Source organism: Camelimonas lactis (assembly GCF_004342915.1).
GTDB classification, from domain to species: domain Bacteria; phylum Pseudomonadota; class Alphaproteobacteria; order Rhizobiales; family Beijerinckiaceae; genus Camelimonas; species Camelimonas lactis.
Map to the genome: position 1 here is coordinate 1 of NZ_SLWL01000023.1, position 24,484 is coordinate 24,484.

24 protein-coding genes, 1 tRNA gene and 1 pseudogene are annotated in these 24,484 nt (G+C 68.6%); 13 read left to right on the forward strand and 13 right to left on the reverse strand.

Features of this window, described 5'->3' with window-relative positions:
• Nucleotides 1–382, forward strand: a 382-nt coding sequence (locus tag EV666_RS16700) for an IS5 family transposase (RefSeq protein ID WP_132010592.1), incomplete at its 5' end; no start/stop codon positions are given.
• 104 nt (nt 383–486) lie between these two features.
• Here EV666_RS16700 and EV666_RS16705 read toward each other — a convergent pair.
• The 3 genes from EV666_RS16705 to dapF all read right to left on the reverse strand — a co-directional run bounded on the left by EV666_RS16705 (nt 487) and on the right by dapF (nt 3,242).
• Nucleotides 487–562: transfer RNA gene (locus EV666_RS16705), tRNA-Ala, on the reverse strand.
• 545 nt (nt 563–1,107) lie between these two features.
• Nucleotides 1,108–2,367, reverse strand: coding sequence for a tRNA (N(6)-L-threonylcarbamoyladenosine(37)-C(2))-methylthiotransferase MtaB (gene mtaB, locus EV666_RS16710; RefSeq protein WP_132010594.1), 1,260 nt, complete (start codon nt 2,365–2,367; stop codon nt 1,108–1,110).
• The gene (gene dapF, locus EV666_RS16715) at nt 2,367–3,242 is read right to left on the reverse strand and encodes a diaminopimelate epimerase (protein WP_132010596.1); all 876 of its coding nucleotides are present in this window, start codon (nt 3,240–3,242) and stop codon (nt 2,367–2,369) included. Before dapF ends, mtaB begins: the two co-directional genes overlap by 1 nt.
• 458 nt (nt 3,243–3,700) lie before the next feature.
• On the opposite strand from dapF, the gene EV666_RS16720 reads away from it, so the two are divergent.
• The 8 genes from EV666_RS16720 (at nt 3,701) to EV666_RS16755 (ending at nt 10,219) form a co-directional block, all read left to right on the forward strand.
• Entirely contained in the window at nt 3,701–4,843 is a 1,143-nt protein-coding gene (locus tag EV666_RS16720) for a GyrI-like domain-containing protein (RefSeq protein WP_165910065.1), read from the forward strand.
• Nucleotides 4,844–5,145: 302 nt separating this feature from the next.
• Nucleotides 5,146–5,397, forward strand: coding sequence for a glutathione S-transferase (locus EV666_RS16725; protein WP_342635668.1), 252 nt, complete (start codon nt 5,146–5,148; stop codon nt 5,395–5,397).
• On the forward strand, nt 5,397–6,977 hold the full coding sequence (gene ffh / locus EV666_RS16730; protein ID WP_132010600.1) for a signal recognition particle protein: 1,581 nt from the start codon (nt 5,397–5,399) through the stop codon (nt 6,975–6,977). Before EV666_RS16725 ends, ffh begins: the two co-directional genes overlap by 1 nt.
• A 108-nt stretch (nt 6,978–7,085) precedes the next feature.
• On the forward strand, nt 7,086–7,454 hold the full coding sequence (gene rpsP, locus EV666_RS16735; protein WP_132010602.1) for a 30S ribosomal protein S16: 369 nt from the start codon (nt 7,086–7,088) through the stop codon (nt 7,452–7,454).
• 168 nt (nt 7,455–7,622) lie between these two features.
• The gene (rimM, locus tag EV666_RS16740; protein WP_245514496.1) at nt 7,623–8,198 is read left to right on the forward strand and encodes a ribosome maturation factor RimM; all 576 of its coding nucleotides are present in this window, start codon (nt 7,623–7,625) and stop codon (nt 8,196–8,198) included.
• A complete protein-coding gene (trmD, locus tag EV666_RS16745) occupies nt 8,195–8,932 on the forward strand; it encodes a tRNA (guanosine(37)-N1)-methyltransferase TrmD (RefSeq protein WP_280990849.1) in 738 nt (245 codons plus the stop codon). The genes rimM and trmD overlap by 4 nt, the downstream gene beginning before the upstream one ends.
• 50 nt (nt 8,933–8,982) lie before the next feature.
• Nucleotides 8,983–9,432, forward strand: coding sequence for an acyl-CoA thioesterase (locus EV666_RS16750; protein WP_132010606.1), 450 nt, complete (start codon nt 8,983–8,985; stop codon nt 9,430–9,432).
• Nucleotides 9,433–9,892: 460 nt separating this feature from the next.
• Nucleotides 9,893–10,219, forward strand: coding sequence for a hypothetical protein (locus EV666_RS16755; protein WP_132010608.1), 327 nt, complete (start codon nt 9,893–9,895; stop codon nt 10,217–10,219).
• A 62-nt stretch (nt 10,220–10,281) separates the two neighbouring features.
• On the opposite strand, the gene EV666_RS16760 is transcribed toward EV666_RS16755, so the two are convergent.
• From EV666_RS16760 to EV666_RS16790, 7 genes are read right to left on the reverse strand one after another with little or no spacing between them, the layout of a single operon-like run.
• On the reverse strand, nt 10,282–11,730 hold the full coding sequence (locus EV666_RS16760; RefSeq protein ID WP_165910066.1) for a WcaI family glycosyltransferase: 1,449 nt from the start codon (nt 11,728–11,730) through the stop codon (nt 10,282–10,284).
• Nucleotides 11,723–13,864, reverse strand: a complete 2,142-nt coding sequence (locus tag EV666_RS16765; RefSeq protein WP_132010612.1) for a tyrosine-protein kinase domain-containing protein — start codon at nt 13,862–13,864, stop codon at nt 11,723–11,725. Before EV666_RS16765 ends, EV666_RS16760 begins: the two co-directional genes overlap by 8 nt.
• Nucleotides 13,839–14,324 carry a hypothetical protein gene (locus EV666_RS16770; RefSeq protein WP_132010614.1) on the reverse strand — a complete coding sequence of 162 codons (486 nt, stop codon included), beginning with the start codon at nt 14,322–14,324 and terminating at the stop codon, nt 13,839–13,841. The genes EV666_RS16765 and EV666_RS16770 overlap by 26 nt, the downstream gene beginning before the upstream one ends.
• Nucleotides 14,321–15,136 (reverse strand): hypothetical protein, encoded by an 816-nt coding sequence (locus tag EV666_RS16775; protein ID WP_132010616.1) that lies wholly within the window; start codon nt 15,134–15,136, stop codon nt 14,321–14,323. The genes EV666_RS16770 and EV666_RS16775 overlap by 4 nt, the downstream gene beginning before the upstream one ends.
• Entirely contained in the window at nt 15,129–16,187 is a 1,059-nt protein-coding gene (locus tag EV666_RS16780) for a glycosyltransferase family 4 protein (protein ID WP_165910067.1), read from the reverse strand. The genes EV666_RS16775 and EV666_RS16780 overlap by 8 nt, the downstream gene beginning before the upstream one ends.
• Nucleotides 16,156–17,157 carry a WcaF family extracellular polysaccharide biosynthesis acetyltransferase gene (locus tag EV666_RS16785; protein ID WP_342635669.1) on the reverse strand — a complete coding sequence of 334 codons (1,002 nt, stop codon included), beginning with the start codon at nt 17,155–17,157 and terminating at the stop codon, nt 16,156–16,158. Before EV666_RS16785 ends, EV666_RS16780 begins: the two co-directional genes overlap by 32 nt.
• On the reverse strand, nt 17,102–18,424 hold the full coding sequence (locus tag EV666_RS16790) for a hypothetical protein (RefSeq protein WP_132010622.1): 1,323 nt from the start codon (nt 18,422–18,424) through the stop codon (nt 17,102–17,104). The genes EV666_RS16785 and EV666_RS16790 overlap by 56 nt, the downstream gene beginning before the upstream one ends.
• 177 nt (nt 18,425–18,601) lie before the next feature.
• Here EV666_RS16790 and EV666_RS16795 point away from each other — a divergent pair, with 177 nt between their 5' ends.
• Nucleotides 18,602–18,913, forward strand: a complete 312-nt coding sequence (locus EV666_RS16795; RefSeq protein WP_132010624.1) for a hypothetical protein — start codon at nt 18,602–18,604, stop codon at nt 18,911–18,913.
• Nucleotides 18,914–19,383: 470 nt separating this feature from the next.
• Nucleotides 19,384–19,793, forward strand: a pseudogene (locus EV666_RS18915) (VOC family protein).
• A gap of 30 nt (nt 19,794–19,823) precedes the next feature.
• Here EV666_RS18915 and EV666_RS16805 read toward each other — a convergent pair.
• On the reverse strand, nt 19,824–20,330 hold the full coding sequence (locus EV666_RS16805; RefSeq protein WP_165910068.1) for a polysaccharide biosynthesis/export family protein: 507 nt from the start codon (nt 20,328–20,330) through the stop codon (nt 19,824–19,826).
• A 436-nt stretch (nt 20,331–20,766) separates the two neighbouring features.
• On the reverse strand, nt 20,767–21,138 hold the full coding sequence (locus EV666_RS16810; protein ID WP_132010628.1) for an EthD domain-containing protein: 372 nt from the start codon (nt 21,136–21,138) through the stop codon (nt 20,767–20,769).
• Nucleotides 21,139–21,595: 457 nt separating this feature from the next.
• Here EV666_RS16810 and EV666_RS16815 point away from each other — a divergent pair, with 457 nt between their 5' ends.
• Together EV666_RS16815 and EV666_RS16820 are read left to right on the forward strand one after the other, a co-directional pair.
• Nucleotides 21,596–22,630, forward strand: coding sequence for an Lnb N-terminal periplasmic domain-containing protein (locus EV666_RS16815; RefSeq protein WP_245514498.1), 1,035 nt, complete (start codon nt 21,596–21,598; stop codon nt 22,628–22,630).
• A 219-nt stretch (nt 22,631–22,849) separates the two neighbouring features.
• Entirely contained in the window at nt 22,850–23,713 is an 864-nt protein-coding gene (locus EV666_RS16820) for a protein phosphatase 2C domain-containing protein (RefSeq protein ID WP_132010630.1), read from the forward strand.
• Nucleotides 23,714–23,716: 3 nt separating this feature from the next.
• On the opposite strand, the gene EV666_RS16825 is transcribed toward EV666_RS16820, so the two are convergent.
• Nucleotides 23,717–24,214 (reverse strand): very short patch repair endonuclease, encoded by a 498-nt coding sequence (locus EV666_RS16825; RefSeq protein WP_132010632.1) that lies wholly within the window; start codon nt 24,212–24,214, stop codon nt 23,717–23,719.
• Between the last annotated feature and the right edge of the window lie 270 nt (nt 24,215–24,484).

The following is a 24,484-nucleotide window of genomic DNA, read 5'->3' on the forward strand; positions in this document are numbered from 1 at the left end:
GAAGATCCACGCCCTGACCGATGCTTTCTGCCGGCCCATCGCCTTCCTGCTCACGGGTGGGCAGGTTGCCGACTGCACCGCTGCAGACACGCTTCCCGAGCACATGCCGCACACCGACATCCTGCATGGCGACAGGGGTTATGACACCCATGCGGTGCGCGCGAAAATTGAGAACATGGGAGTTGCGCCCAACATTCCGCCCAAGGCCAATCGGATCTGGAAGAGCTGTTTTTCACCAGTACTTTATCGGAAGCGAAATGCGATTGAGCGCATGTTCTGCCGCCTCAAGGACTTCCGCCGGATCGCGACCCGATATGACCGCAGCGCCGTAAGCTTCATGGCCACAGTCTGCATCGCGGCGACCATCAGCTACTGGTTATGAGTCCGAACCCTAGTGGGGGCGCTGTAATCGTTGACCCACCCTCCGATCAGTCGAGGGCCTGTTTGACGTTCGCAACGGCGTCACCTGAACATATTTGGAAAACTTGGTGGAGCTGAGGGGAATCGAACCCCTGACCTCTGCAGTGCGATTGCAGCGCTCTCCCATCTGAGCTACAGCCCCCGACCAAGATGAGGGCTTTTACGGTCAGTCCGGTGGCTCTGTCAATCCGTTCGTGGTGGTGGTTGGGGATGTTCACATCCCCGCGCCAGGCAACGGGGAATAGTACGAAAGTGCACCGGGTCTGAGCCTGATCAGCTTGCCAGAAGCCATGGAACTGGCGCCGCGACAAGGTAGAGGATGCCGTCAGTCTGTGCCGGCCGCATCGTCTGTCGCCTCGCGGGTCTTTCACCTGCTGGCGCTCTGGTCTGCATTGCGACCCGTGAGGCTCACGCGTGGTCGCGAGCTCCCGCTCGTGTGTTGGCGTTCGGCGTCCGCAGCTACGTCCCTGCTTCAACAACAGGGCACGAAATTGCGCATCCGCGGCGTGCGACGGTTCATGAGCTGCTTGGCCTCGACAGGTGCCCGATGAACCAGGTCCGTCCGGTTTTGCCGGCGCCGGCTCTCGTATGGGCGCGCATCACTGGGAGTGGTGCTCTGGGGGCCATATGCTTGAAACGACGCCTGACATGAAGACGCCTCGCGCGGCCGCGAGGCTGGCTGCGATATCAGGTTGCAATCAACGCCCGGCCATCGTGACCGGCGATCATGACGTCGATGATCGCGCCGTAGGGGGCGGGGGTTCGCAGGCGGACGGGCGTGAAGGCTTCGGTGCGGGCCTGTTTGCGCTCGACCAGCACGCGGCGACGTTGGCCAACCTCGCTGTCCAGATGGGCCTGGAGCGCGATGTCGCCGGCAGCGCGCAGGCGGCGGGCGCGCTCCTTGATTTCGGCGGGACTGACCTGCGGCATGCGGGCCGCCGGGGTGCCGGGGCGGGGAGAGAACGGGAATACGTGCAGGTGGGTGAGGCCGCACTCGGCCACGAGATCAAGGGAGCGCTGGAACATGGGCCCGGTCTCGGTCGGGAAGCCGGCGATGATGTCGGCGCCGATCACCACGTCCGGGCGCAGGCGACGGGCCTCGGCGCAGAACGTGATGGCGTCGGCGCGACTGTGGCGGCGCTTCATGCGCTTCAGAATCATGTCGTCGCCGGCCTGTAGCGACAGGTGCAGATGCGGCATCAGCCGGGGCTCTTCGGCCAGCGCCGCCATCAGATCGGGGTCGGCCTCGACCGAATCGATCGAGGAAAGGCGCAGGCGCGGCAGCTCGGGCGCATGCTTCAGCACCTGGCGAACCAGGGTTCCAAGGCGCGGCCGACCTGGCAGGTCGTCGCCATAGCTGGTGATATCGACGCCGCTCAGCACCACTTCCGCCGCGCCCAGGGCCACGGCCTTGCGCACCTCGTCCACCACCAGGCCCATGGGGGCGGAGCGTGACGGGCCGCGACCGTAGGGAATGATGCAGAAGGTGCAGCGATGGTCGCAACCGTTCTGCACCTGAATGAAGGCGCGCGCCTTCACGGCATAGCCATCGACCAGGTGCGGCGCGGTTTCGCGCACCTCCATGATGTCGCCAACCAGCGTGCGCGGCGCTTCGGCCTGTCCCGGAGCCAGCAGCGACCGCCAGGCGTCGCCGCGCATTTTCTCGGCGTTGCCGATGACATGGCCGACCTCCGGCATGGCGCTGAACGCCGCTGGCTCGACCTGGGCGGCGCAGCCGGTGACGATGATGGTGGCGTCCGGATTCTCGCGGCCAAGGCGGCGGATGGTCTGCCGGGCCTGGCGGGTTGCCTCCGCCGTGACGGCGCAGGTGTTGACGATGACGACCGGACCTGCGCGGCCGCCCGCCGCCGCCAGGGCGTGACGCTTCATGGTTTCTGATTCGGCGGCGTTGAGGCGGCAGCCGAAGGTGACGACCTCGACGGACATCAGGCGACGCCCGGCGCCGGCTCCGCGGCGAAATCGTCCGGCAGGCGGCCTTCCCATTCCAGTTCGGTTGGGCCTGTCATCAGAACGTGGCCGTCGGTTTCGCGCCAGGCGATGGTCAGCTGGCCGCCGGGGAGGTCGATGGCTGCCTCCCGATCGGCGAGCCCGCGACGCATGGCCGCCACGGCGGTGGCGCAGGCGGCGGTGCCGCACGCCAGGGTCGGCCCGGCGCCGCGCTCCCAGACGCGCAGCAGGATGTGGTCGCGATCCAGCACCTGGGCGAAGGAGACGTTGGTTCGCTGCGGAAACAGCGGATGACGCTCCAGCGCCGGTCCCTGGGACGCAAGGTCGTAGCTCTGCTGGTCGGGCACGAAGCAGACCAGATGCGGGTTGCCCATGCCGAGCGCAGACGCAGGGCCAGGCGCTGTCCAGCCAGGAAGGTCAACGGCGATGGCGTCCGGATCGGCGACGGCGTGGGCGAGGGGGATGTCGCGCCAGTCGAAGCGGGGCGGCCCCATGTCGACGGTATAGCGGGCCTCGCCGACGCGTTGCGCCTCCAGTGCGCCGGCGGAGGTTTCCAGCCGCACGCGATCCGGCCCGCCATCGCGGCCGATAGCCCAGGCGACGCAGCGCGTGCCGTTGCCACAGGCGGCGGAGGCCGAGCCGTCATTGTTGTAGATACGCATGAAAGCGGCGGCGCTGGGGGAATCATGCAGCGCCATCAGCTGGTCGAAGCGCGAGCGCGGGTCGGCGGCGATGGCGCGGGCTTCGGCGGGCGTGATGATGTGATCGCGACCGCGCAGGTCCATGACGAGGATTTCGTTGCCAAGGCCGTTCATCTTCAAAAAGGGAAAGCCGGCGAGAGGCGAGGCGGCCATGGCGTGTGGAATCCTGCTGTCGGGCGCGGCGCCAATGCGGCTTGGGGAGCGCCCTGCTGAAACGTGGCCTCCTATATGGCTCCGGCCGCGTCAAAAAGCCAGCTTCGCCAGTGGCGCGGGCCAGCCTGAGCGATGGGGCGGCCCAGCGTGGACGGGCCATGGCCGGCGCCGGCCTCCCGCCAGGCTGTTGTGCGCCGACGCCGGGTTTTGTGTGCAGGCGCTCGCGCGTTGACGCAAAGCAGCCTACATTCCGCCGCAGGGCGCGTGGACGATTCCGGCGAGGCTTCCCAGGGATGTGATTCCCGGCGGGCGCGGTCCGGCCATGGGCCGGGACAGGCTGAAGGTCGGCGGCCGCAGGGCGCGCAAGGTGGTGATCGGCGATGCAGCGCATGGAACACGAGGCGGTCATTCGGCGGATGCAGATCCAGGAGGCGCGGCGGCGCAGTGGGACGCGCAGCGTGGCGCGCGTTTTGGCGACGCCAGACTGGCCCGGCCGCGCCCGGCTGATGCTGGCGTCATTGCTGGCGCTGGCTGTGGCGTTGTGCGCGGCGTCGGCCCGGGCCGAAGGCGCCGACGTCAGGGTGGGCGAAGGCAAGGGCGTTGCGGCGACGCCGGCGCCGGGGCCTGGCGCCGCGGCAGGGGGGGCGGCAACGCCTTCCGGGCCGGCGGGAGCGGGGCAGCCAGCCCCTGTCGCGCCAAAGCAGGACGCGGGAAAACAGGGCGCCCAGGACCCGAACGCAAAAAATCAGGGCGGCGATTCCGGAAAGGCCGCGCCGGCCGACGAGGGCGAGCAGGTCGGGCCGGCTGACGAGGGCACAGACGAGGATGCGGCGACGCTGCCGGAGCCGGATGACGGCAAGCCGCGTCGTGGGGCCGAAGGCCCGCCGCCGGCGCCGCGCGGTCCGACAGCCTATGCGGGGCTGCCGACCCTGTTGCCGTCGCCGGCGGAGGCCGGACACATTGACGAGGTCGATCTGCCAAGGCGCACCATGGCGATTCTCTCCGGCCGCAGCAGCTGGGATGACGGTTTCAAGAGCCTGTTCGACAGCTTCGACGCCATCGCCGCGGAACTGGCGAAGGCAGGTCTGAAGCCGGCGGGCCGGCCGCTGGCGGTGTTCGTGTCGACCGACGAGAACGGCTTCAGCTTCGAGGCGATGACCCCGGTGGCCGTCGCGCCGGCTGACCCGGCCAAGGTCGGCGGCGGCGTGCGTTTTGGCGACTCGCCTTCCGGCAAGGCGATCCGATTCACCCACAAGGCGCCTTATGAGGAAATCGACACAACCTATGAGGCAATCACCGCTTACCTCGATTCCAAGAATATCACCGCCCAGGACGCCTTCATCGAGGAGTATGTGACCGATCCGAAGGACCCGTCCGACGCCACGCTGCAGATCAATATCTATGTGCAGCCGAAGCCGGCCGGCGGCGACAGCAAAAATCCGGCGAGCCCCAATCCATCGGACCGGCCGCAGGCCGGGCAAAAGCCGGAGGCGCCCGCAGATGGCGCGACTGGCGCCCCGCCTGCTGGCGGGCAGGGCCCGGCGACAGCGCCCGATGCGGCGCCGCCGAAGGATGGTGGGGCGGGCAAGCCGGCGCGATGAACGCGCGGGAGGCGGGGCTGACAGCTCCGCCTGTCACGCCGCGTGACGGCGCCCCGGTGGGCGGAGCGGGGCGGGATGTGCTGACGTGATTCTTGACTCTCAGGCGTTTACGGCTCATTAGCTTCCCGATTGCCCGAACGATTGTTCGCGAGCCGCCGACCGGCAGGGGCCTTTCGCAGGTTCTCCGGAGGTCAACGTCCGACAGCGCGATGCGCCCTCGGGCGCCGTTGGCGTTTGCGCATATCCGCCGGGCGTCGCATTGTATGCGCAGCTTCGCTGCCGGTGAGTCTGGAGACGGGTTTTTGGGTCATCCCCCTGACATAACCGCTGGATCGCATGGCGCGCCCGCCGGGTCGCCTGGCGTGAATGACGCCGTCAACGCCGTCTGCCCGTGGACTGGCAAGCCAATCAGCCCGGAAGGCCTGACCCTTTACGCTGGCGCTGTGGTGGGCTTCGCCAACGCGGAGTTGCGGGACCAGTTCGCCAGGGCGGTGCGCCAGTTCGAGGACGCGCTGGCTGTGCGCCGGGCTGAAACCGCGGGGAATTCCGAATAATGTTCGAGAGTCTTTCCGAGAAGCTTTCCGGCATCCTCGATTCCCTCACGCGCCGCGGCGCGCTGTCGGAAGACGACGTTAACGCCGCCCTGCGTGAGGTGCGCCGGGCGCTGCTCGAGGCGGACGTGGCGCTGGAAGTGGTGCGCTCGTTCACCGACAGGGTGCGCAGCCGCGCGGTCGGGGCCGAGGTCATCCGCTCGGTGACGCCGGGCCAGATGGTGGTCAAGATCGTCCATGACGAGCTGGTCGCCATGCTCGGCGCGGAGGGCGAGACGCTCGATCTGGAAGCCGTGCCGCCGGTGCCGGTGCTGATGGTTGGTCTGCAGGGCTCCGGCAAGACCACCACCACCGCCAAGATTGCCCGCCGGCTCAGCGAGCGCAACAGGCGCAAGGTGCTGCTGGCTTCGCTCGACACCCGCCGGCCGGCCGCCATGGAGCAGCTGGCGGTGCTGGGCGAGCAGGTGGGCGTGGCGACGCTGCCGATCGTGCCGGGGCAGGGCGCCGTGCAGATCGCCAAACGCGCCATGGAAGCCGCCCGCCTCGGCGGCTACGACGTGGTGATGCTTGACACCGCCGGCCGCGTCACCATCGACGAGGAGTTGATGGAAGAGGTCGCGCAGGTGAAGACGGCGACCAATCCGCACGAGGTGCTGCTGGTCGCCGACGCCCTGACCGGTCAGGATGCGGTCAACACCGCCCGCGCCTTCGACAGCAAGGTCGGCGTCACCGGCATCGTGCTGACCCGTATGGACGGCGATGGTCGCGGCGGCGCGGCGCTCTCCATGCGCGGCGTCACCGGCAAGCCCATCAAGCTGGTTGGCACCGGCGAAAAGATTGATGCGCTGGAGGAGTTCCACCCGCAGCGCGTGGCCAACCGCATTCTCGGCATGGGCGATATTGTCTCGCTCGTCGAGAAGGCGGCCGAGACCATTGACGCCGAGAAGGCCCAGCGCATCGCCGACAAGATGCGCAAGGGCAAGTTCGACCTGGAGGACATGGCCGAACAGCTGGCGCAGATGGAAAAGGTCGGCGGCATGAAAGGCGTGCTCGGCATGTTGCCTGGCATGGGCAAGATTCGCAGCCAGATCGAGCAGGCCAATATCGACGACAGCATTTTCCGCCGCCAACGCGCCGTCATCCTGTCGATGACCCCGCATGAGCGGCGTAATCCCGATGTCCTGAAAGCCTCGCGCAAGAAGCGCGTCGCCGCCGGCGCCGGGGTGAAGGTGGAGGACGTCAACCGGTTGCTGAAGCAGCACCGGCAGATGGCCGACGTGATGAAATCCATGGGCAAGGGCGGTCGCGGCGGTCTCGGCGCGGCGCTCGGCAACATGTTTGGCATCGGCGGCGGCATGCCGGGCGGTTTGCCTGGCGGTCTTCCCGGCGGCATGCCCGGCATGCCTCCTGGCGGGCCGACGCCAGAAATGCTGGCCGAGGCGCAGAAGGCGCTGGGCCAGATGGGCAAGGGCGGCAAGATGCCGGAGCTGCCGCCGGATCTCGGCAAGGCGCTCAAGGGCGGGTTGCCGGGGCTTGGCGGCCTCGGCGGGTTGGGCAAGCTGCCGTTCGGCAAGAAGAAATAGGCGTCGGTTCCAGAATCCCGTTTTCACACCCCGTTTTTCCGCGCGCGATCCGGCCGGGCCGCGTCGCGGAACAGTTTTTGAACTTTCGAGCATTCCCAGGAGAAACCAATGGCTCTGAAAATTCGTCTCGCCCGTGGCGGCGCCAAGAAGCGCCCGTTCTACCGCATCGTCGTCGCCGACGCGCGTTCGCCGCGCGACGGCCGTTTCATCGACCGTCTGGGTTCGTATGATCCGCAGAAGGCCAAGGACGACGAGAGCCGCATCGTTCTCGACGTGGAGAAGGCGAAGGAATGGCTGGCCAGGGGCGCCCAGCCGACCGACCGCGTGCTGCGTTTCCTTGACAACGCCGGCGTTCTGAAGCGCGAAGCCCGCAACAACCCGAAGAAGGGCGAGCCGGGGACCAAGGCCAAGGAGCGCGCCGCCGCCGCCGCCGCCGCCGCTGAAGCCGCCGCTGGCGGCGAAGAGGCCTCTGCGTAATCCGTGATGACCAGGCGGTTTCGCGCCCCGCCCGCCTCGCGGGCATCCGACAGGCCTGCCTCCGCACCCGGGGGCAGCGCCGGCGCGGGCGCCGCCGCGCCGCAGGCCAGGGCTGACAATACGCGCGAGAGGGGGCGGCCCGCTCCCTCCCGCGCACCCGAAGGGCACGTGGTGGTGGCCGAGATTGGCCGCGCCCACGGCGTCCGGGGCGAGGTTCGCCTCAAGTCGTGGACCGCCGATCCGGCCAGCGTCCGCGATTACGGGCCGTTCGTGACCGCTGACGGGCGCCCGTTGCGCCTGACCAGCCTGCGCCCCGCCCCTGGCGGCGAGGCCGACATGTTCATCGTTCAGGTGGAGGGCGTCAGCGACCGCTCCGCCGCAGAGGCGCTGGCGCGCCAGCGGCTGTTCGTTCCGCGCGACCGCCTGCCGCAGCTGGACGATGAAGACGAGTTTTATCTGGCCGATCTTGTCGGGCTCGCCGTGGAGAACTGCGAGGGCCGCCGCATCGGCGACGTGATCGCCGTGCACGACTTCGGCGCCGGCGACGTCATCGAGATACGGCCCGTGACCGGCGATGGCGAAAAGCGCGGCTCCGTCATGGTGGCGTTCACGCGCGGTTTCGTGCCGGTGGTGGATATCGCCGGCCGCCGCCTGGTGGTGACGCCCGATCCGTTTTTGCCGGACGGCAAGGGGCCTGGCGATGAAGAACCGGACGGACCGGCCGGCGACGGGGGCGCATCTTGACGGGTGAATCCCAGGCTGGCGAAACCGCAGTCAGGCCGACGCGGGCGCCGTGGCGGGCCAGCGTGCTGACGCTCTATCCCGACATGTTTCCTGGCCCCATGGGCGCTTCGCTTGCCGGAGACGCCCTGTCGCGCGGCCTGTGGAGCCTGGAAGCGCGCAATATCCGTGACCACGGCCTCGGCCGGCACAAGGCGGTGGATGACACGCCGTTCGGCGGCGGACCCGGCATGGTGCTGCGCGCCGACGTGCTGGCCGCCGCCATCGACGCGGCGGCGCCGGCGGACGATCCGCGCCCGCGGCTGCTGATGTCGCCGCGCGGCCGGCCGCTGACCCAGAAGCGCGTGCACGCGCTGGTCGACGGTCCGGGCGTCATCATGGTGTGCGGCCGTTTCGAGGGCGTGGACGAACGGGTCATCGCCGGGCGCGACCTGGAGGAAGTGTCGATCGGCGATTACATCCTCTCCGGCGGCGAAATGGCGGCGCTGACCATCCTGGACGCCTGCGTCCGGCTGATTCCCGGCGTGATGGGCGCGTTTACCTCGGCCGGCGAGGAAAGTTTCGAGAGCGGCCTGCTGGAATATCCGCACTACACCCGGCCCCGGGTCTGGGAGGCGCAGGAGGTTCCGGAGGTGTTGATGTCCGGCGACCATGGCCGTATCGAACGCTGGCGTCGCCAGCAGGCGCTGGCGATCACCCGGGCGCGCCGGCCGGATCTGCTGCCGCAGGACGACTGAACGCCCCTTCCGGGCTTTCCGCATATTTTGATTGCACAGGTTGGGCAGGCATGACGCGCATCAGGGACATTCCAGGGCGGATGGCGCTGGACGCGTATCCATTCTCAATCGTCATCCGCGCCACCTATGGCGATCTGGACGCCAACCATCACATCAACAACGTCGCCCTGGTGCGCTTTGTCGAAGAGACGACCGCGAGCCTCAACATGCGGGTGTTTGGTGAGGACGCGATCGTGCGCCCCTCCGGGGGCGTGCAATTGCTCACCGCCGCCGTCAGCATCGATTTCGTGGCGCAGGGCTTTTATCCAGGCGATATCACGGCCGCCGCCGGCATCGCCCATCTGGGGCGCACATCCTTCGTCTACGCATCAGCCCTGTTCCAGCCCGGGCGGTGCGTCGCCGTCGCCCATTCCACGCTGGTTTACGCCCGCGACGGGGCGGGCGTCGCCGTGCCGGATGACGTCCGCCACGCCATGCAGGCCTTTTTGTTGAAAAGTTAAGGTTAATTGCAACCAGTGGCGGCTGTTTACTTCGCGGTCACCAACTTGCCGTAAATCATCAACATAGAGGCGGCCTGTTTCCCCGCCGCGCAACCAGGTCCCGGTTCCGGGCCATTCCGAGAAGCTCCCATGGCTGTAAACACCCTGTGCTATGCGTTGATTGCGTTTGTCACCCTGGCGCTGCTGGTTGTGCCGCGCGTGTTGCCGGTGATCGGCTGAGCGGAGCTTTTGGCGGGCGTCGCGACGGCGGCGTTTCATCATCGCCACATGAGGCCCTGGGGCTGGCGGGTTCGCCCGGAACCCCCGGCGGCTGACATATTCGGGCCACTGTTGCGGGCCATGAGAGACCCACGGAGCAGCAGCCGTGCGTCCGGCTTTTTGCTGCGTCCCTCCGGGAGCATGGCTTGCCGTCGCCATAAGCAATGCTCATTGCGTCAACTCATGCTATAGCGCCGCAATCATGCAAAACCGTCCGCTCATTATCGACAAGAAGCGCGAAGACCTGCCGCCGCTCCGGGTTCGCCATGAACCGCCGACCATCGCGGAGGCGCTGGCGGCCGCCAGCGACCTTTCGGATGACGCTGAGGAGCGCATCGCCATCGCCGCCAGTCTGATGGGCGTGCCGGTCGACGACGTGCGGCCGGTGGCGAGCGAGCTGGCCCGGGTCCGGCCGCAAAAGGTTCTCACCATTTCCACCCGCTCCAGCTCGGCCCGCCAGGTCGTGGTTGAGCGCAAGGTGGTCGTGGAGCGCCGCACGCCCCGGGTTACGCTCGCGCGCGTCCGCTGAGGTCGCGGAACCGTCCGCGCCTGTTGGCCACAACGCAGGCGCCGCCCGGCCTGATCACATCATTAAATCCGGCTGGGCTTTGACCTGGCCCCCGGGAGCATCGCGTATGGGCGCGGTTCCTCATGAGTCGGTGGGCGCCTTTCCGCGCGCTCAGGCGCGTTGACGGGAGCGCTCCGTGCAACCGTCTTGCCCGGCGAAGGCGCGCGCGTCGCCACGTTTTCCAGCACATCCACCACGCTTTTCAGACAACGACGGCGGTCCAGTTGCAGGGCCTTGCGCCAGCGGGCGTGTTTTGCCCGGCGCGCCAGCGTGGGACAGTCTGGCGCGAGAGCCTGAACGATGGCCTCCGCCAGGGCTGCGGCGTCGTGAGGCGGACACAGGATAGCCGCCGCGCCGGAAAACTGCGCCAGTTCCGTATCCGCGCTGCCCGTCACCACAACCGGCTTGCCGCTGGCCAGCATGCCGCCAAGACGGGAGGGCAGCGCCAGCCCGTCCCAGGCCGGATCCAGCGGCATGACGTGAACGTCGGCCAGCTGCATCAGGGCCGGCAATGCTTCCTCCGGTTGCAACGGCAGGAACCTGACGTGTGCCAGGCCGGCGGCCGCCATTTGCAGGTCAGGGCGCAGCGGCCCGTCGCCGGCGATGACAAAAACCATATCGTCACGATGGCTCAGGCGACGCGCCGCTTCCACCAGCAGCAGCGGCGCATGCTTGCGGTTGATGGAGCCGGCGCAAAGGACAATACGCTGCCCCTCGCCAACGCCCGCCTCCTGCCGCCAGGCGGCGGCGCGCGCGGGGTCATGACCGCGCGCGATGCGCCGGACGTCGATCCAGTTCGGCTGGACGTGAATGCGGTCGGCGGGGACGCCGTTGCGCGTGATTTCCCGGGCCATGGCCGGCGACAGGGTGATGACCTGGTCGAAATGCTGGCGCAGGCGCGCCAGACGCGCGGCGCAGGCGCGCGCATACCGTCCCGCCCATCCGGCGCCGGTCGCTGTCTCGGGTTCAAGATCGTGCACATGCAGGGCGAGCGCGGCTCCCGCCAGGCGGGCGGTCGCCAGGGCCGCCGGCGCCGCCAGCAGGGTTGGCTCGACACAGACAACCAGGTCAGGCCTGTCGCGCAGGATGCGCCAGATCACCAGTGGAGCCGAGGCAATGGCGAAGCCCAGCGGGGCAAGCAGGCGCCAAGCCCCATGCATGGGGCGCCGCAGGACAAGCGGACAACGCCAGATGGTGACGCCGTCGCAAGTTTCACGCGTGTAACGATTACGGAATCCCTGCGCGCGCCAGGGGCGGACGTCCCAGTGCGGATAATGCGGCGGTGTGGTGACGACGCTGACCGCGTGGCCGCGACCCGCCAGCTCAATGACAATATCCGCCGTATAGCGGCCAACGCCGACAAGTTCGGGCGCATGGTTCATGCCGTAAACCAGCACGCGCAGGGGCGCGGAGCGCCGGCGATGGGGAAAGGGACAGGCGGCTTGCAGTTCGTCGGGCAGGTCCTTAGCCATGAAAATACCTCCGCCTCGCGGCCCGGCCATGAACGGCTGGCGCTCCGTAGCGGGGCGCGCGCGCCAGGTTGACGCGCGTCAGCATCACGGCGCCGAGCTTGCCCTGGGCGGCCAGGCGGGCGCCCATGCGGCGCGCCAGGCAACGGGGCGTGCGGCCCCATCGCACCGCCAGCACGGCGGTGTCGGCGGTGCGCAGCAATACGCTGGCGTCCTCGGTGACATCCATCGGCGGTGCGTCCACCACCACGTGATCGAACGTCAGCGCCATGCGGCGCAGCAGCGGACCGGCGGAAACATCGACAAGCGACAGCGGACTTCTGACGCCGCCGGCCATGGCGCCAGCCGGCACCACCGCCACGTTGGCCCGGCGCACGCTGGCGCTGGCGAAGGGCGCGCCGGCGCGCAGCATGTCCGCCAGCCCCGGATGGGCGCGCAATTCAAAGAACCGGGTCAGCCCCGCGTTGCGGAGGTCGGCGTCCACCAGCACGACGCGGTGGCCGGCCTCGGCGAGCGACAGGGCGAGCCCGATCGCCGTCGTGGTTTTGCCGTCGCCCGGTTGCCCGGATGTCACCAGCACAATCCGGCCGCGTCCGGGCTCCGGCAATGTCTCGTTAGCCGTGAGGGCAAGGCGCGCGGTGGTTGACTCCAGCATCATGCGGATCGCCCGGAAACTTTCGGCAAATTGCGATTGCGGGCGCAGCGCGACGACCGTCGCCGGCTGCATGACATGGCCGCGCGCCTTGCGTTGATCCACGCCGAGCATCGGGGCTTCCGCGACGCGGGCGACGCCCAGGTCCGTGGCGACCTGATCGGGGCAGAGGCAGGGATCGAGCATCTGTTCGCGCAGCAGCGCCACCGCAAAAGCAGCGATGGCGCCGGCGCCGGCGCCGGCCAGCATCAGGACAAGGGGGGAAGCCAGCCGCTCGCTGGCGTCCGCCACGGCCGGCGACATGATCCGGGCTTCCGGTTCAGCGATCTGCGCCAGGTCCTGGAATTTGCGCACGCGGGACAGCGCCGCCTCATAGGCCGCGCGGTCGGCGGCGGCCCGCCGCTCCAGTTCCCGCAGCCGGATCGCCGCGTCGCTGGCGCCGCCCTGGGGGGCTGCTTCCGTCTGGGTAGCGTCAAGCGAGCGGCGCAGGGCGGTTTCGCGCGCGGCGGTGATGTCGGCTTCGGCGCGCAGGGTTTTTATGGTTCGCGCGCGCTCGGCGGTGATCTCCCTGGCGACGGCGCCGATCTGGGCGCGCATGGCGGCGCGTTCGGGATACTGGGGCCCATAACGGGTGGCCAGGTCGGCGTCACGCCGGGCAAGGTCCGTCATCTGCCGGCGCAGGCCTTGCACCGCCGGCGAGATATTCTCGCCGTCTTCCCCGGGGGTGGCGACGGAAAAGCGCTCAAGGCGGGTCCGGGCGTTAATGGCGGCGGCGCGGGCCTGCGCCAGGCTTGCGTTCATGTCGGCGAGCTGTTGCTCCGCCAGGCTGGCGCCGCTGGCGTCCCCCCCAGCCACGAGCCCATGCTGACGCCGCCAGAGCGCCGCCGCGCGCTCGGAGGCCTGCAACTGCTGCTCCAGCGCGGGCAGGCGGGCCTCCAGGCTCGCGCTGAGCCGCGCGGCGGCGTCAACTTTCAACTGGCGATGTTCCGCGACCCAGGCGTTGGCCACCGCATTGGCGCGGCTGGCGGCGATCGCAGGCGTTGGCGCGGCGGCGGTGATGCGCCAGACCATGGTGCGCGGCAGGCGGCGCACCGCAAGCTGGTCCCGCAGCGCCAGGGCCGGATCGCCGTGCGACGATGCCAGTTGCGGCGCGCTGGCCAGCGCCCTGAGCAGCACAGGGCGCGACAGGGCCATCAACCCCTGATTCTCCATGGCGGCGTCGGGCAGGCCGGCGCCGTCATCGATGCGGGCGTCGTGGCCGGCGCGCGGCGGCGTCAGTTCGATGTCGGCGAACGCCTGCCAGCGCTCAGGCAGAAACGGCAGCGCGATGGCCATGGCCAGCAGGCCGAAAGCGGCCCCTGCCGCCGCGCCGGCGCGATGGCGCAACAGCGCGTTCATGCCGCGCGTCGCCGGCGTTCCGTCTTCCGGGGATGCTTCTGGAGACGGCGGCGGCAGACGCTCAGAGTATTGGGTGCGCGACGTCATGGGCCTGCCTCCCAGTGGGGCGTGGAACCGGGGTTCGCCAGCGCGCGCTGGCGAGCGCCGCCGCGCTCACCGCCAGGGCGAGCCATAGCGGCTTCAGCGCCGTGCGCACTGGATAGGCCGCCATCAGATACAGGCAGGCGATCAGCAGCAGGTTGGCCGCCGCGCCGGCCGGCGGCGACGCGCGCGTGGCCATGGCGCCCATGCGGGAAGCTCCGGCCACGAGGCCGATGAACACGGCAAGGCCGGCCGGGCCGAACCACGCCAGCTCCACGTAGCCAGGCATGGGCGCGAAGGCATGCAGGCGGATTTGCGCGTCGAGAACGCTGGCGAAGCCATCAACCGCCGAGGGCAGCGGCGAGAAACTGAGCCAGCGGTATGCTTCCGGGAATGAAACGGCGCCAGGCGCGGCGGCGCGCCATTCGCCAAGACCGGCGGCGACGGCGAAGATGCCTTCCGTCACATTGCCGGCGAGACGGGGCAGCCATTGATCCGTCCGGGCAATCTGGCCGGGGAGGGACGCCAGGCTGGCGAGGCCATGACCGCCGGCGTTGCGCCCCGCCAGCGCCCCGGCCAGGGCGACAAGCGCCGCCAGCGGGCGCCGCGCCCGCCGGTCCAGACAAGGGTGAGAACCGCGAATGTGGCCGGCGCCAGCGCCGCGGCGCGCGAGTGCGCGGCGAGCAGCCATAGGGTGGTGACGGCGCCCTGGAACAGGAGCAGACCGGCCAGCCAGCGGCCGGGGCGCGGCGCGGCGTATAGCGCCGCCGCCATGGCCGCCGCCGCCGCGCCGGCATATGGCAGCGCGCCGAGCGCAAGACCCGGCGCCGCGCCGCGGGTCATGATGTCCGGGTCTGTCAGGTCCAGATAATGGGACGTCGCCCACAGCCGCTCCAGGTCCAGCGTTGACATGGCCAGGAGAAAAAGCGCCGTCCAGACTGTCGCGCAGGCCGTCGCCACCAGCAGGACAGGGCCGTGCGCCCCCGCGGGCGTGGGATCGCTTCCCTGATCCCCAGGGTCCAGCAGGCGCGTCGCCAGGAACAACACGGCGGCCGCAACGATAGCCAGGAAAAGATCATTCTTCTGGTCCGGCCCACCATAAAGATCCAGCATCTCGTGACTCGCCAGATCGTTCATGACCAGCCAGGCCATTGTCTGGGCGGCGACCAGATATAGCTGGAACAGGCGTAGCGCTGGCCCCCGCCGGGCGCGCCGGCGGCGCGCCGCAAGCAGAACAAGCTCCACGCCGATGATCAGGGCGATGGCCAGGTCATGCATGGCGCCCGTCCGTGACGGCGGGGGCCAGAGCTGGCAGGCCGAGCAGGCGCGCCGCCTGGCCCAGGGCTGTCGCGCGCTCGTGTTCGAAGCGCTGACGGGCCTTGCGGCCATGCGCCGGCAACCAGCCGGCGTCGCTGAGGATCGTCCGGATCAGAGCCAGCGCCGCCGGGACGAAGTCGCTTTCCTGCGGCAGCGCCACGCCTGCATCGCCCAGCAGATCGCGGATGCAACCCCGGTCTGTCGCGAGCACGGGAACGCCGTGCGCCATGGCCTCCAGCACGACCATCGGTTCGGCCTCATGCACGTGGCGGCTGGGAAACACCAGGAGGTCGATCTGCTGGTAGAAGGCGCTTTTGTCGGCGCCATCGATGGGCCCCGCCCATGTCACCTCGCCGGCGGCGACGCTGTTCTGGATGGCCATGCGGTCGCGCGCGGAGGCGACGGGGCCGGCCAGCGCGCAGGTCACGCCGGGCGAGGCGCGCAGGGCCCTGGCGAGGGCAAGAAACTGATCCAGCCCTTTTGCCGGCGACAGATTGCTGATCATGCCGATGGTGAGCGGGCGGGTTGGCGCCGCGCCATCTGTCGCGCGCATCGGGCCGGGCAGCGGGACAAACGCGGCGTTCGACAATGTGGCGATTTGCAATGCTTCGCCATAGCGCCGGCGCAGGGCGTCGGCCATGGGGGGGCGTAATGCAACATGCAGGGCCCGCCGCCCGCCGAGCCATACCAGCATGGCAAGCAGGAGCCGCTTGCGGTCGAGATTTGCATGGCTGTGATGGTGAAAGGCGAGGCTGCAGCCGGCCAGTCGGGCCGCGACGGTCAACGCCATGGCGTACAGCATGCCGGCCCCGCCATCGCAACCCAGGTGGACGCGCACCGGATCGCCGCGCAGCCGTCGCTCCTGGACCAGGGCGACGGTCGCCGCCGCCGCCCGCCGCGCCCGTCGCCAGTGGTAGGCAGGGGTGGTTCGCGCGCCCGGCGCGGCGAGGTTGATCACCACCGGCCGTGCCCCCGCCTGTTCAACCAGGCTGGCGAGGCCCTGCATGGCCATGGCGTATCCATGCACTGGCGGTGGCAGCGGCCCCAGCAGAATATGACGGGCAGGCGCCGTGCTTGTGGGCGTCGCGCTGGGCATCTTGTCCTCCAGGCAGGGGTGGTTGCGCCGGGCGCCGCCGTCCCGGCCGGGCCGGACATCCCACGGCGATGACGCCGGGAGGGATGTCGTGGAAGGCGGATGATCTGGCGCCGAGTACGGCGCCGGGGCCGATGGTGACGCCCGGGGCGACCATGGCGTCCATGGCGACCCAGACCTGATCGCCGATGACAACCGGCGCGGCCGCATAACGGAAATCGAGGTGGTCAACGGCATGACCGGCGGCGCAGAGATAGCTGCGCTGGGAAATGACCGCATGCGCCCCGATAACGATGGGCGCCAGGCTGTAAAGCTCCGCCCCGCCGCCGATCCAGGTATGGTCGCCAATCGAGAGCTTCCAGGGATAGGCGACGCGTGCGGTTGGCATGATGCGAACGCCCTCGCCAATACGGGCGCCGAACAGGCGCAGCAGCAGGCGGCGCCAGCCATGCAGCGGCGGCGGCGACCAGGCGAACAGGCTGCCCTGCACAATGCGCCATAACGCGACCACCGCGATGCCACGCCCCCTGAAGTCCGGCGGCACGCGAAAGCGGCGGAGATCCTGGAAAACCAGTTCCCCGAGCGCATGGGGGGAGTGACCAGGAAGGACAGCGCCCGGCTCCGCCGCCGCCGACCGGGCGGGCTTGTTCGCCCGGCTTTCAGGCGTTTTTTCCTCCGGGGCGCGCGGCGGCGCTCTCCGGTTTTCCGGCGCAACATGAAAACCGGACCTGGCCCCGCGCCCAATCGCTCCCAGCCATGTTCGCAAGAGTAGCGGACGTGTCGCGCGGGATGACGCATGTGGCGCGCCGACGCCTGTATCGGGAATATTCATCCTACAGCATCCTTTGCAGGCTGAGCGCGGTGACGATGCGTTTCTGGGGCGGGCCATGGGGAATGGCCTGGCGGATCGCCATGATCTCCAGCCGCGCCAGCCATTCTGGCGCGAAGGTCCAGGCGAGGGTCGCGGCGGCGCTTGCCGTCTGGTCCTCACGGCGGGCCATGACCGGTTGCGCGGGCCGCCAGCGGGCGTTCTCCCATGCCGAGGCCAGCGTCAGGTCGAGGTTGGGCGCGAGCTTCCAGAGCGCCGAGAGGGACAGCCAGGTTCGCCGGCCCGCCCGCCATTCGCTTCCCTGGGCCCCGCCGGGGGATAACAATGCATTGCCGGCGTCTGGCGGCAGGCCGTCGGCGACGCCGGTTTCGGCCCGCGCCGCCAACACCAGGGCGCGCCTCGGGCTCCATGACAGGGCGCCGCCAAAAACCGGAAGCGTCGCGCCGTGGGCGGGCATGTCCACGCCGGCGTAAATTTGCCCCGAGAACAGGCTGATTTCGGGGAACAGGGCGCCGGCCGCGACCCGTTGGCGCCCGGCGTCGCCTTGCGCCGACCGCCAACGGGTCGCGCCGATGTCCACATAGGGTTCAAACTGGTGGGAGAACCGGCGCGAAGCCCGGAACTGACCGGCGATGGCGACGTCATCGCCCGTCCGGCGCGGCGGGGATGACGGGGGCCACTGGCGCGATGGGGCCGACGACCAGCGGCTGCTGACGGCGACAGCCGACGCGGTGAAGGTGAAATCCCCGGCCTGCTTCATGACGCGCATTCCGCCGGCGCGGCGTTCACAACCCGCGACGTTGATGCGCGCGGAGCCGCACGCCAGCTGACGCCCGTCTGGCAGGGCGGCGCCCCAGTCATTGGCGTCCTGCAGCAGGGCGGCGGCCTGTCCTGCGCGGGCGATCTCAAGGCCGGCGTCGATCCGCGTGTCGTTCGCCGGCTGATATCTGACCGCGCCGCCGAAACGGTAACGGACGCCAGGCTCCGCCTGGGAGCCGTAAAGGGGCGCCCCCACCGCCGCATGGGCGACGAGACGCAGGGCGCCCACATCGCGGGTAACGAGAATGGCGGGGGTGACGCGCAGGCTGAACGCCGGCTTCACGCCGCTATCGCGCACCCCGTCCAGCCGAACACTGGCGTAGAGATCCCAGCCAGCGACGGACCAGGCGGCGGGAGAGGCTCCGGCCTCGCCGCGCCGCGCGGGCAGCCCGTGCAAGGGGCGCGCCGGCGCCGTGGCCACGCCGGGCGCCGCGGGGGAGACAGGGGCGCCGCCCCTGGGATACTCCGGCCGGCGCAGCTCATCGAAATCTGGCGCTGGCTCGCCCATGCGCGCCCGGCTCCACAGGTCGTCGTGGGCCAGGGCGGATTGCGCGGCGAACCCGGCCGCGCAGGCCGGCGCCAACACCAGACCGGAGCAGGCGCGAAGCCATCTGGCGGAGCGAGGCGCCTTTCTGGACGTGGCGGGTGCTGGCCGCAGGCGCGTGACCTGGGGTGGGGAACGTCCATGACGCCCAGCGACCTGCACAGCGGAAGCGCGGCGCCAGGGGAGATCGCCGGGCAGGCTTTCGCCCAAAGCCGCCGCCGTCACGCGCGCTGGGGCGGCGTGGGGATCGCGCGTGGGGCCGCGCCTTGCGCGGACAGTAGTTCCCGTCACGCGCGTCAGATCGACCTGGAGGTGTTTCTGAATGCCAGAACTCATGAAAATCATGCTCAAATGATTTTCAGATTTAATCAACTATTATTATTCTTTATATCTGTATCGTTCAGGTTGTTTTTGGTTGTGAGTTGCTCATCTTTTATCGGGGTGGCCGGATGAATTTGCGCGCTCTGGAGGAAAGCCATGCGTTGCTTTCTCCGGGGGCGGGCCGGGTCGTCGCGCGCAACCGCAGGGCTGGAGGGGCGGAGGCGCGTGTTGGATATGGGAAGCAGTTCCGGGCGGGCTTGCCATCGGGTTGCGGCGCGCCCGGACTTACAGCCGATCATCTGGACGTGGCCATCGTGCGGCGATGATGGCGTCCATCATCAGGGGCAGGCGCCTGTTTTCCGCCATCGAACAACAGGCGGCGCCCGCGCCATGGCGCTTGGGCAGGGCGCGCAGCGGCGCAGCGGATTGCTACACCTGGCAGGCGCCGCTCAGCATGCAACGTCCACCGCCGACTCGCGGCGCGCGTCGTGGTCTGCGGCGCAATTGCGCCACCTGAAATCAGTGAGATCATACCGGCGTCATACCGGCGCTGATCAGCTGTCGGTCCGGGACGGAAGGGACAACTGGCGGGAGGTGAAACGGTGAAGGTGACCGGATTGAATCACATCACGCTGGCGGTCGCCGATGTTGAAAGGTCATTGGCCTTCTATCGCGATGTGCCCGGCCTGAACATCCGCGCGGTCTGGCCGGAAGGCGCCTGTCTTGAAGTTGGGGCGCTTTGGCTTTGCCTGTCCCAGGATAGCGCTGCGAGGACATCGCCATATCCGGATTATACCACTTCGCCTTCAGTGTTTCCGGGGCAGATTTCCACGATTTCAGCAAACGCCTGACTGACGCGTGCGTTGTGTGGAAAAGTGACGGGAATGAAGGAGCGTCCACCTACTTCCCTGATCCAGACGGGCACAAGCTGGAAATCCACGTCGGGTCGCTCGAAACGCGACTGGCCCATTATCGCCAGCGCCCGTCCAGGGGCATGACGGTGTTTGACTGATGAAACGCGGGCCCGTTCATGCACTCACGGCTAAAAGAACCTTTCCGGCACCTTGAGCAGATCACCCGGATAAACCGGCGTTTCTGGCGACTGTGGCATGGCGACCAGCGGCCCCTTGCCGGCGCGCTGCACCAGAACCTCGTCGCGGCTTGCCCGCCGGGTGGCGCCGCCGGCCAACGCCATGGCGCTGGCCAGGTTGAGGCCTGGCTGCCAGGCGTACTGCCCGGCGCGCTCCACTTCCCCGGTTACATAGACTGGCCGCCAGGCGATAACGCTCACCGTCACGCGCGGATGAACCAGCTGGCCGGAAAGCTGGCGGGCAATGCGCTCGCCGGCCTGCTGGGGGGTCTGGCCAGCGACCTCAACCGGGCCAGCCAGCGGCAGCACAATGCGACCATCGCTTTCGATCGTCTGTGCCCCTGTCAGCCGGTCCTCGCCAAAGACGGTGATCCGCAACTGGTCGCCGGCATCAAGGCGCTGGGGAGATACGGCAGGCGGCGGCGACGCGGCAGCCGCCGGGGGCTCATCATCGTGCATGCACCCAGCCAGCGCCATGAGCGCGCATGACACGGCGAATGACAGCACATGACGACATGTTGCACGAAACCACATGGGCGCTGGTCCAGATCGAATTATATTTTTCGTAATCTTGCAGTTCAGATCATTATTTTCAATATACCTGAAATATATATACGCTCTGCTTCAGCGCGGCGCGTCAGGGTCGCGCGACCCCGCCGTGACCAGGGGACGCGCCCGCCATGCGGACGACCCTATGATTGCGTGATGATGCCGGGGAGCCGTGACGTCAGGCGCTGCCGGGGCGGGGGCCGGGCGCCTTCAGCACCGGGCTTTGCAGGGATGGCGGGCGCCGCAGGACAGTCCGGGCGGGCGGCCTGACATTTGGCAACCCACGCCCGGGAGCGCTTTCCGCTTCTGGTCCCGGCGGAGCCGTTCCGGCCGTGACAGCCGCGGCTTACTTTTCGCCGGGAACAACCTCGAATTCCCCGGTGACGAAAATCGGTGACTTCGCCAGGTCGATGAAGGTTTTTTCGTCGGCCAGCAGGGCCGCGCCCGCTGCGGCGGCTTCCGGGCTGCGGTGAGTGAAATCGGCCATGGAATCCCACCACAGCTCGGCAACGCCATCGAATTCAGCGGGAGCGCCGCGTGACGCGGACAGCCATGGCGCGGCGTCTTCCGGCAGCGTATGGCTTTGCACATAACGGCGCAGCCGCAGCGCGCCGGCATGTGAACGCACCAGCGGCGCGTGCTTTTCGCGCCAGTAACTCTGGAATTCCGCCCGGGTCAGATGAGGCAGGCGCACGAGGCAGAAGGTCAGCTTGATCATGGGCGTTTCCCTTTGTTGTGGTGTTGTTCCAGCGCATCCATAGCCTTCAGGCGGGGCGTGTGGAACCGGTCGACAATTTTGCATCCGTCTTGCCGCGCGCCCCATCCGCGCGGGGAGGCCCTGGAGCGCGGCTCGCCGGATCGCCTGGCCCATGACGCGCCGCGTTCGTCCCCCCGGCGGCTGCCGGCGTGACGGGGGGTTACGACGATTGTTGTACATGTTAGAGCGTCCTTCCGGGCCAGGCGCCGTGCGCATGCACAAGTACGGGCCAGCTCAACAATGACAGGGAGCCGCCGTTTCACCCCCGGGTTCCGATGCTGGCGCGTCCATGTCCGGAAAATTCAGGCCCTCCGCGCGCTGGTATGGATGGGGCGTATTTGCCGGATGGCGGCCGGCCACGCCGTCAGCGACCGGCCCGGGCGAAAACTGACGCAAGGCGGTTTTTAGGAGGGCGTTGGTGGTTATCAGGCTGGCGGGACATATGGTGTTTTGCCTTGCGGCGCTGCTGCTGGCGGGCCTCGGCTCCATGGCGCTTGGCTATCAGTTCGGCGCCGTGGGGGGCTCCATCGCCATCGCGGTCCTCATCCTGGCCACGGCGCTCGCGCTCTGGTTGTGGTTTTGGCGCCGCCGGTTGGCGGGCGCCGGCGCCCTGGCCGTTGTCTTCGCCGTCCTGGCGGTGTGGTGGGGCAGCATCGCGCCCAGCAACGACCGCGACTGGGCGGCGGATGTGGCCCGTGGCGTGACGGCGACCATCGACGGCGACATTCTGACCTTGCACAATGTGCGAAACTTCGACTGGCGCACTGCGGACGACGCCGTGGAGCGTTGGGAAACCCGCACCTACAGGTTATCCGGGCTCGACAGTCTCGACGTGTTCACCTCGGTCTGGGACAGCCCGGCGATCGCCCACACGCTGGTCAGTTTTGGCTTCCGCGATGGCCGGCATCTGGTGTTTTCAGCCGAGATCCGCCGTGAGCGGGGTGAGGAGTTCTCGTCCATCGGCGGCTTCTTCAAGCAATACGAAATGGTGCTGATCGCGGCGGATGAGCGCGATATCGTCCGGCTGCGCACCAATTTCCGCAAGGAGGATGTGTCGCTGTTCCCGGTCGATGCGGATGACAGGTTCCGCCGGGCGTTGCTGCTGTCCTATCTGGATTACGGCAATACCCTGGCCGTCCGGCCGGCCTGGTATGAAACGATTTTCAGTAATTGCACCACGGTGGTTTACCGGCTGGCGCGCACCCTTGCGCCGGGCGCCAGCCTCGACTGGCGCATCCTGTTTTCAGGTTATTTGCCCGATTACCTGTATGATCACGGCTATATCGCCACAAGCCTGCCGCTGGCCGAGGTGAAAAAGCGCGCGCGCATTTCCGCCATAGGCCAGAGCACGCCGGACAGCGATGATTTTTCGGCGGCCATTCGTTCAGGACCAGTCGCCACCTTGCGCCCCTCCGCGGCGGCTGCGGCGACGGGAACGGTAAAACAGCCCTGAGCGGAGCCGGCGGCGGAACCCTGTCGGGATGAGGGCGCTGTCGGCCCCGCTGTCTCCGTCAGAGATCGTGACGCCAACGGTCGGGACGTCGCTTCTTCTTGTGGTCGCAGGCCCTGGCCGCCATGCGGCCAGTGGAATTTTCGCCAGCCTGCCATGAAGCCGCCAGCCTGATCTGCTTTGCCTTTTCACGGATAACCGGAAAAGCGGAGCGGTGAGTCAATGCCTGAACTCCACGTGATCGACAGCCTGACTGACGCCGGCCATCCAGGCCGGATCAACGAGGACGCCCAGGGCTGGAACGCCAGCGCCGCCTTTGTGCTCGATGGCGCGACCACCCTTGGGCCGTCTGTCGCGCCGCCGCCGCTGACCGACGCCGCCTGGCTGGCGACATCCGTCAGCGCCCGGCTGCGGGAAAATCTGGCGCCCCCGGCTACGGTCGCCGGAGCCCTGCGCCTGGCTATCGCCGGAGCGGCGACGCGGTTTCACGAAATGGCTGGCGGGCCGCTGGAGCCCTGGCGCTATCCGGTGGCCAGTCTGCTTGGCGTGCGCGTCGCCCCGGAGGGCGCGGCCCTGTTCGGGCTGGGCGATACGGTGGCGTTCCTGCGCGATGGGTCCGGCGCGACGTGGCGCTGGACGCCCGCTCCACACGGGCGCGATAACGAGCGCGCCCTGGCCCGGGCGGCGCTGGAGCGCAACAACGGCTTCGGCAGCGCCGGCGCCGCCTATGACGAAGCGCAGGCGCTGGCGGAACTGCGACGCAAGCGCGCGCAGCGTAACCGGCCCGGCGGCTCCTCGTGGCTGGTCGGCGTCGCTCCCGAAGCCGCGGACCATCTGCAAACCAGGGCGCTGGACCTGTCAGGTCCGGTTACCGTTTTGCTGTGCACCGATGACTTTGCCGAGCTGGTGGACCATTATCGGCGCCATGACCCGGAAGGCCTGCTGGAGGCCGCCTTGCGGCGCGGGCTGTCCAGCCTTTGCGCGGAGTTGCGTCATATCGAGCGTCAGGAGGACCCGGAGGGACGGCGTTATCCGCGCTTCAAACAAAGCGACGACGCTACGGCCCTGCTGGCGCGGATCGGCTGATATTCATGAGAGATCGTCGCCGTAGGCGGCCTCGTCCAGGTTGATGTCGCTGGCGTCGGGGATTTCCAGGCGCGGCGCATCGCCGGCAAGCCAATGGGCCAGGCTGGCGGCGACATCGTCGATGGACTGGCGCTGGCGTCCGCGAAGGGCGCATTCCCAGACCTCGGCCACACGCCAGCCGCCGGCGCCCAAAGCCGCCACGGCGCGGGCGTCGACCTCCTGGTTGTGCGAAATCTTGGCGCGCCAGAATTCGGCCCGGGTCGCCGGCCAGCGGAACATGTGGCAGCCATGGCCGTGCCAGAAGCAGCCATGCACAAAAAGCACCGCGCGGAATTTGGGAAACACCAGATCAGGCGCGCCGGGGAGCTTGCGATCGTGCAGGCGGAAGCGGAAGCCGCGGGCATGGAGCGCCCGGCGTATCGCCAGTTCCGGTCGGGTATTTTTGCCCCGGATGCCGCGCATCATGCGGCTGCGGGTCCGGGCATCGACGATATCAGCCATCGCTGCGGATTTTCCGCGCGTCAGCCGGCTGACGCAAGAGCATGATCGCGACCGGGAGGGGGGCGTGTGGCGGAAATTTCCCCTGCCGGCCCTGCTGTGTCCGACCGAAATCTCCAGGTAAGATAATGACTTGCCGACAGTTACATCTGTTACGTCCACAGGGGTTGTGACGAAGGGGCGATGTTTTGACGACGGGTCGTTGACATTGGGGCTGGGAGGGTCCTATAAGGCGGACATCGGCGGCGGGGTTCACCTGCTGTTTCAGCCAGA

What these genes read in the sequence shown, in the direction of transcription:
- mtaB (WP_132010594.1), bottom strand. Translation starts at nt 2,367, where the DNA reads ATGTCCGTCGAGGTCGTCACCTTCGGCTGCCGCCTCAACGCCGCCGAA.
- dapF (WP_132010596.1), bottom strand. Translation starts at nt 3,242, where the DNA reads ATGGCCGCCTCGCCTCTCGCCGGCTTTCCCTTTTTGAAGATGAACGGC.
- ffh (WP_132010600.1), top strand. Translation starts at nt 5,397, where the DNA reads ATGTTCGAGAGTCTTTCCGAGAAGCTTTCCGGCATCCTCGATTCCCTC.
- rpsP (WP_132010602.1), top strand. Translation starts at nt 7,086, where the DNA reads ATGGCTCTGAAAATTCGTCTCGCCCGTGGCGGCGCCAAGAAGCGCCCG.
- EV666_RS16750 (WP_132010606.1), top strand. Translation starts at nt 8,983, where the DNA reads ATGACGCGCATCAGGGACATTCCAGGGCGGATGGCGCTGGACGCGTAT.
- EV666_RS16755 (WP_132010608.1), top strand. Translation starts at nt 9,893, where the DNA reads ATGCAAAACCGTCCGCTCATTATCGACAAGAAGCGCGAAGACCTGCCG.
- EV666_RS16760 (WP_165910066.1), bottom strand. Translation starts at nt 11,730, where the DNA reads ATGGCTAAGGACCTGCCCGACGAACTGCAAGCCGCCTGTCCCTTTCCC.
- EV666_RS16765 (WP_132010612.1), bottom strand. Translation starts at nt 13,864, where the DNA reads ATGACGTCGCGCACCCAATACTCTGAGCGTCTGCCGCCGCCGTCTCCA.
- EV666_RS16775 (WP_132010616.1), bottom strand. Translation starts at nt 15,136, where the DNA reads ATGCATGACCTGGCCATCGCCCTGATCATCGGCGTGGAGCTTGTTCTG.
- EV666_RS16780 (WP_165910067.1), bottom strand. Translation starts at nt 16,187, where the DNA reads ATGGCCATGCAGGGCCTCGCCAGCCTGGTTGAACAGGCGGGGGCACGG.
- EV666_RS16785 (WP_342635669.1), bottom strand. Translation starts at nt 17,157, where the DNA reads ATGGCCCGCCCCAGAAACGCATCGTCACCGCGCTCAGCCTGCAAAGGA.
- EV666_RS16790 (WP_132010622.1), bottom strand. Translation starts at nt 18,424, where the DNA reads ATGGGCGAGCCAGCGCCAGATTTCGATGAGCTGCGCCGGCCGGAGTAT.
- EV666_RS16795 (WP_132010624.1), top strand. Translation starts at nt 18,602, where the DNA reads ATGACGCCCAGCGACCTGCACAGCGGAAGCGCGGCGCCAGGGGAGATC.
- EV666_RS16805 (WP_165910068.1), bottom strand. Translation starts at nt 20,330, where the DNA reads ATGCACGATGATGAGCCCCCGGCGGCTGCCGCGTCGCCGCCGCCTGCC.
- EV666_RS16810 (WP_132010628.1), bottom strand. Translation starts at nt 21,138, where the DNA reads ATGATCAAGCTGACCTTCTGCCTCGTGCGCCTGCCTCATCTGACCCGG.
- EV666_RS16820 (WP_132010630.1), top strand. Translation starts at nt 22,850, where the DNA reads ATGCCTGAACTCCACGTGATCGACAGCCTGACTGACGCCGGCCATCCA.
- EV666_RS16825 (WP_132010632.1), bottom strand. Translation starts at nt 24,214, where the DNA reads ATGGCTGATATCGTCGATGCCCGGACCCGCAGCCGCATGATGCGCGGC.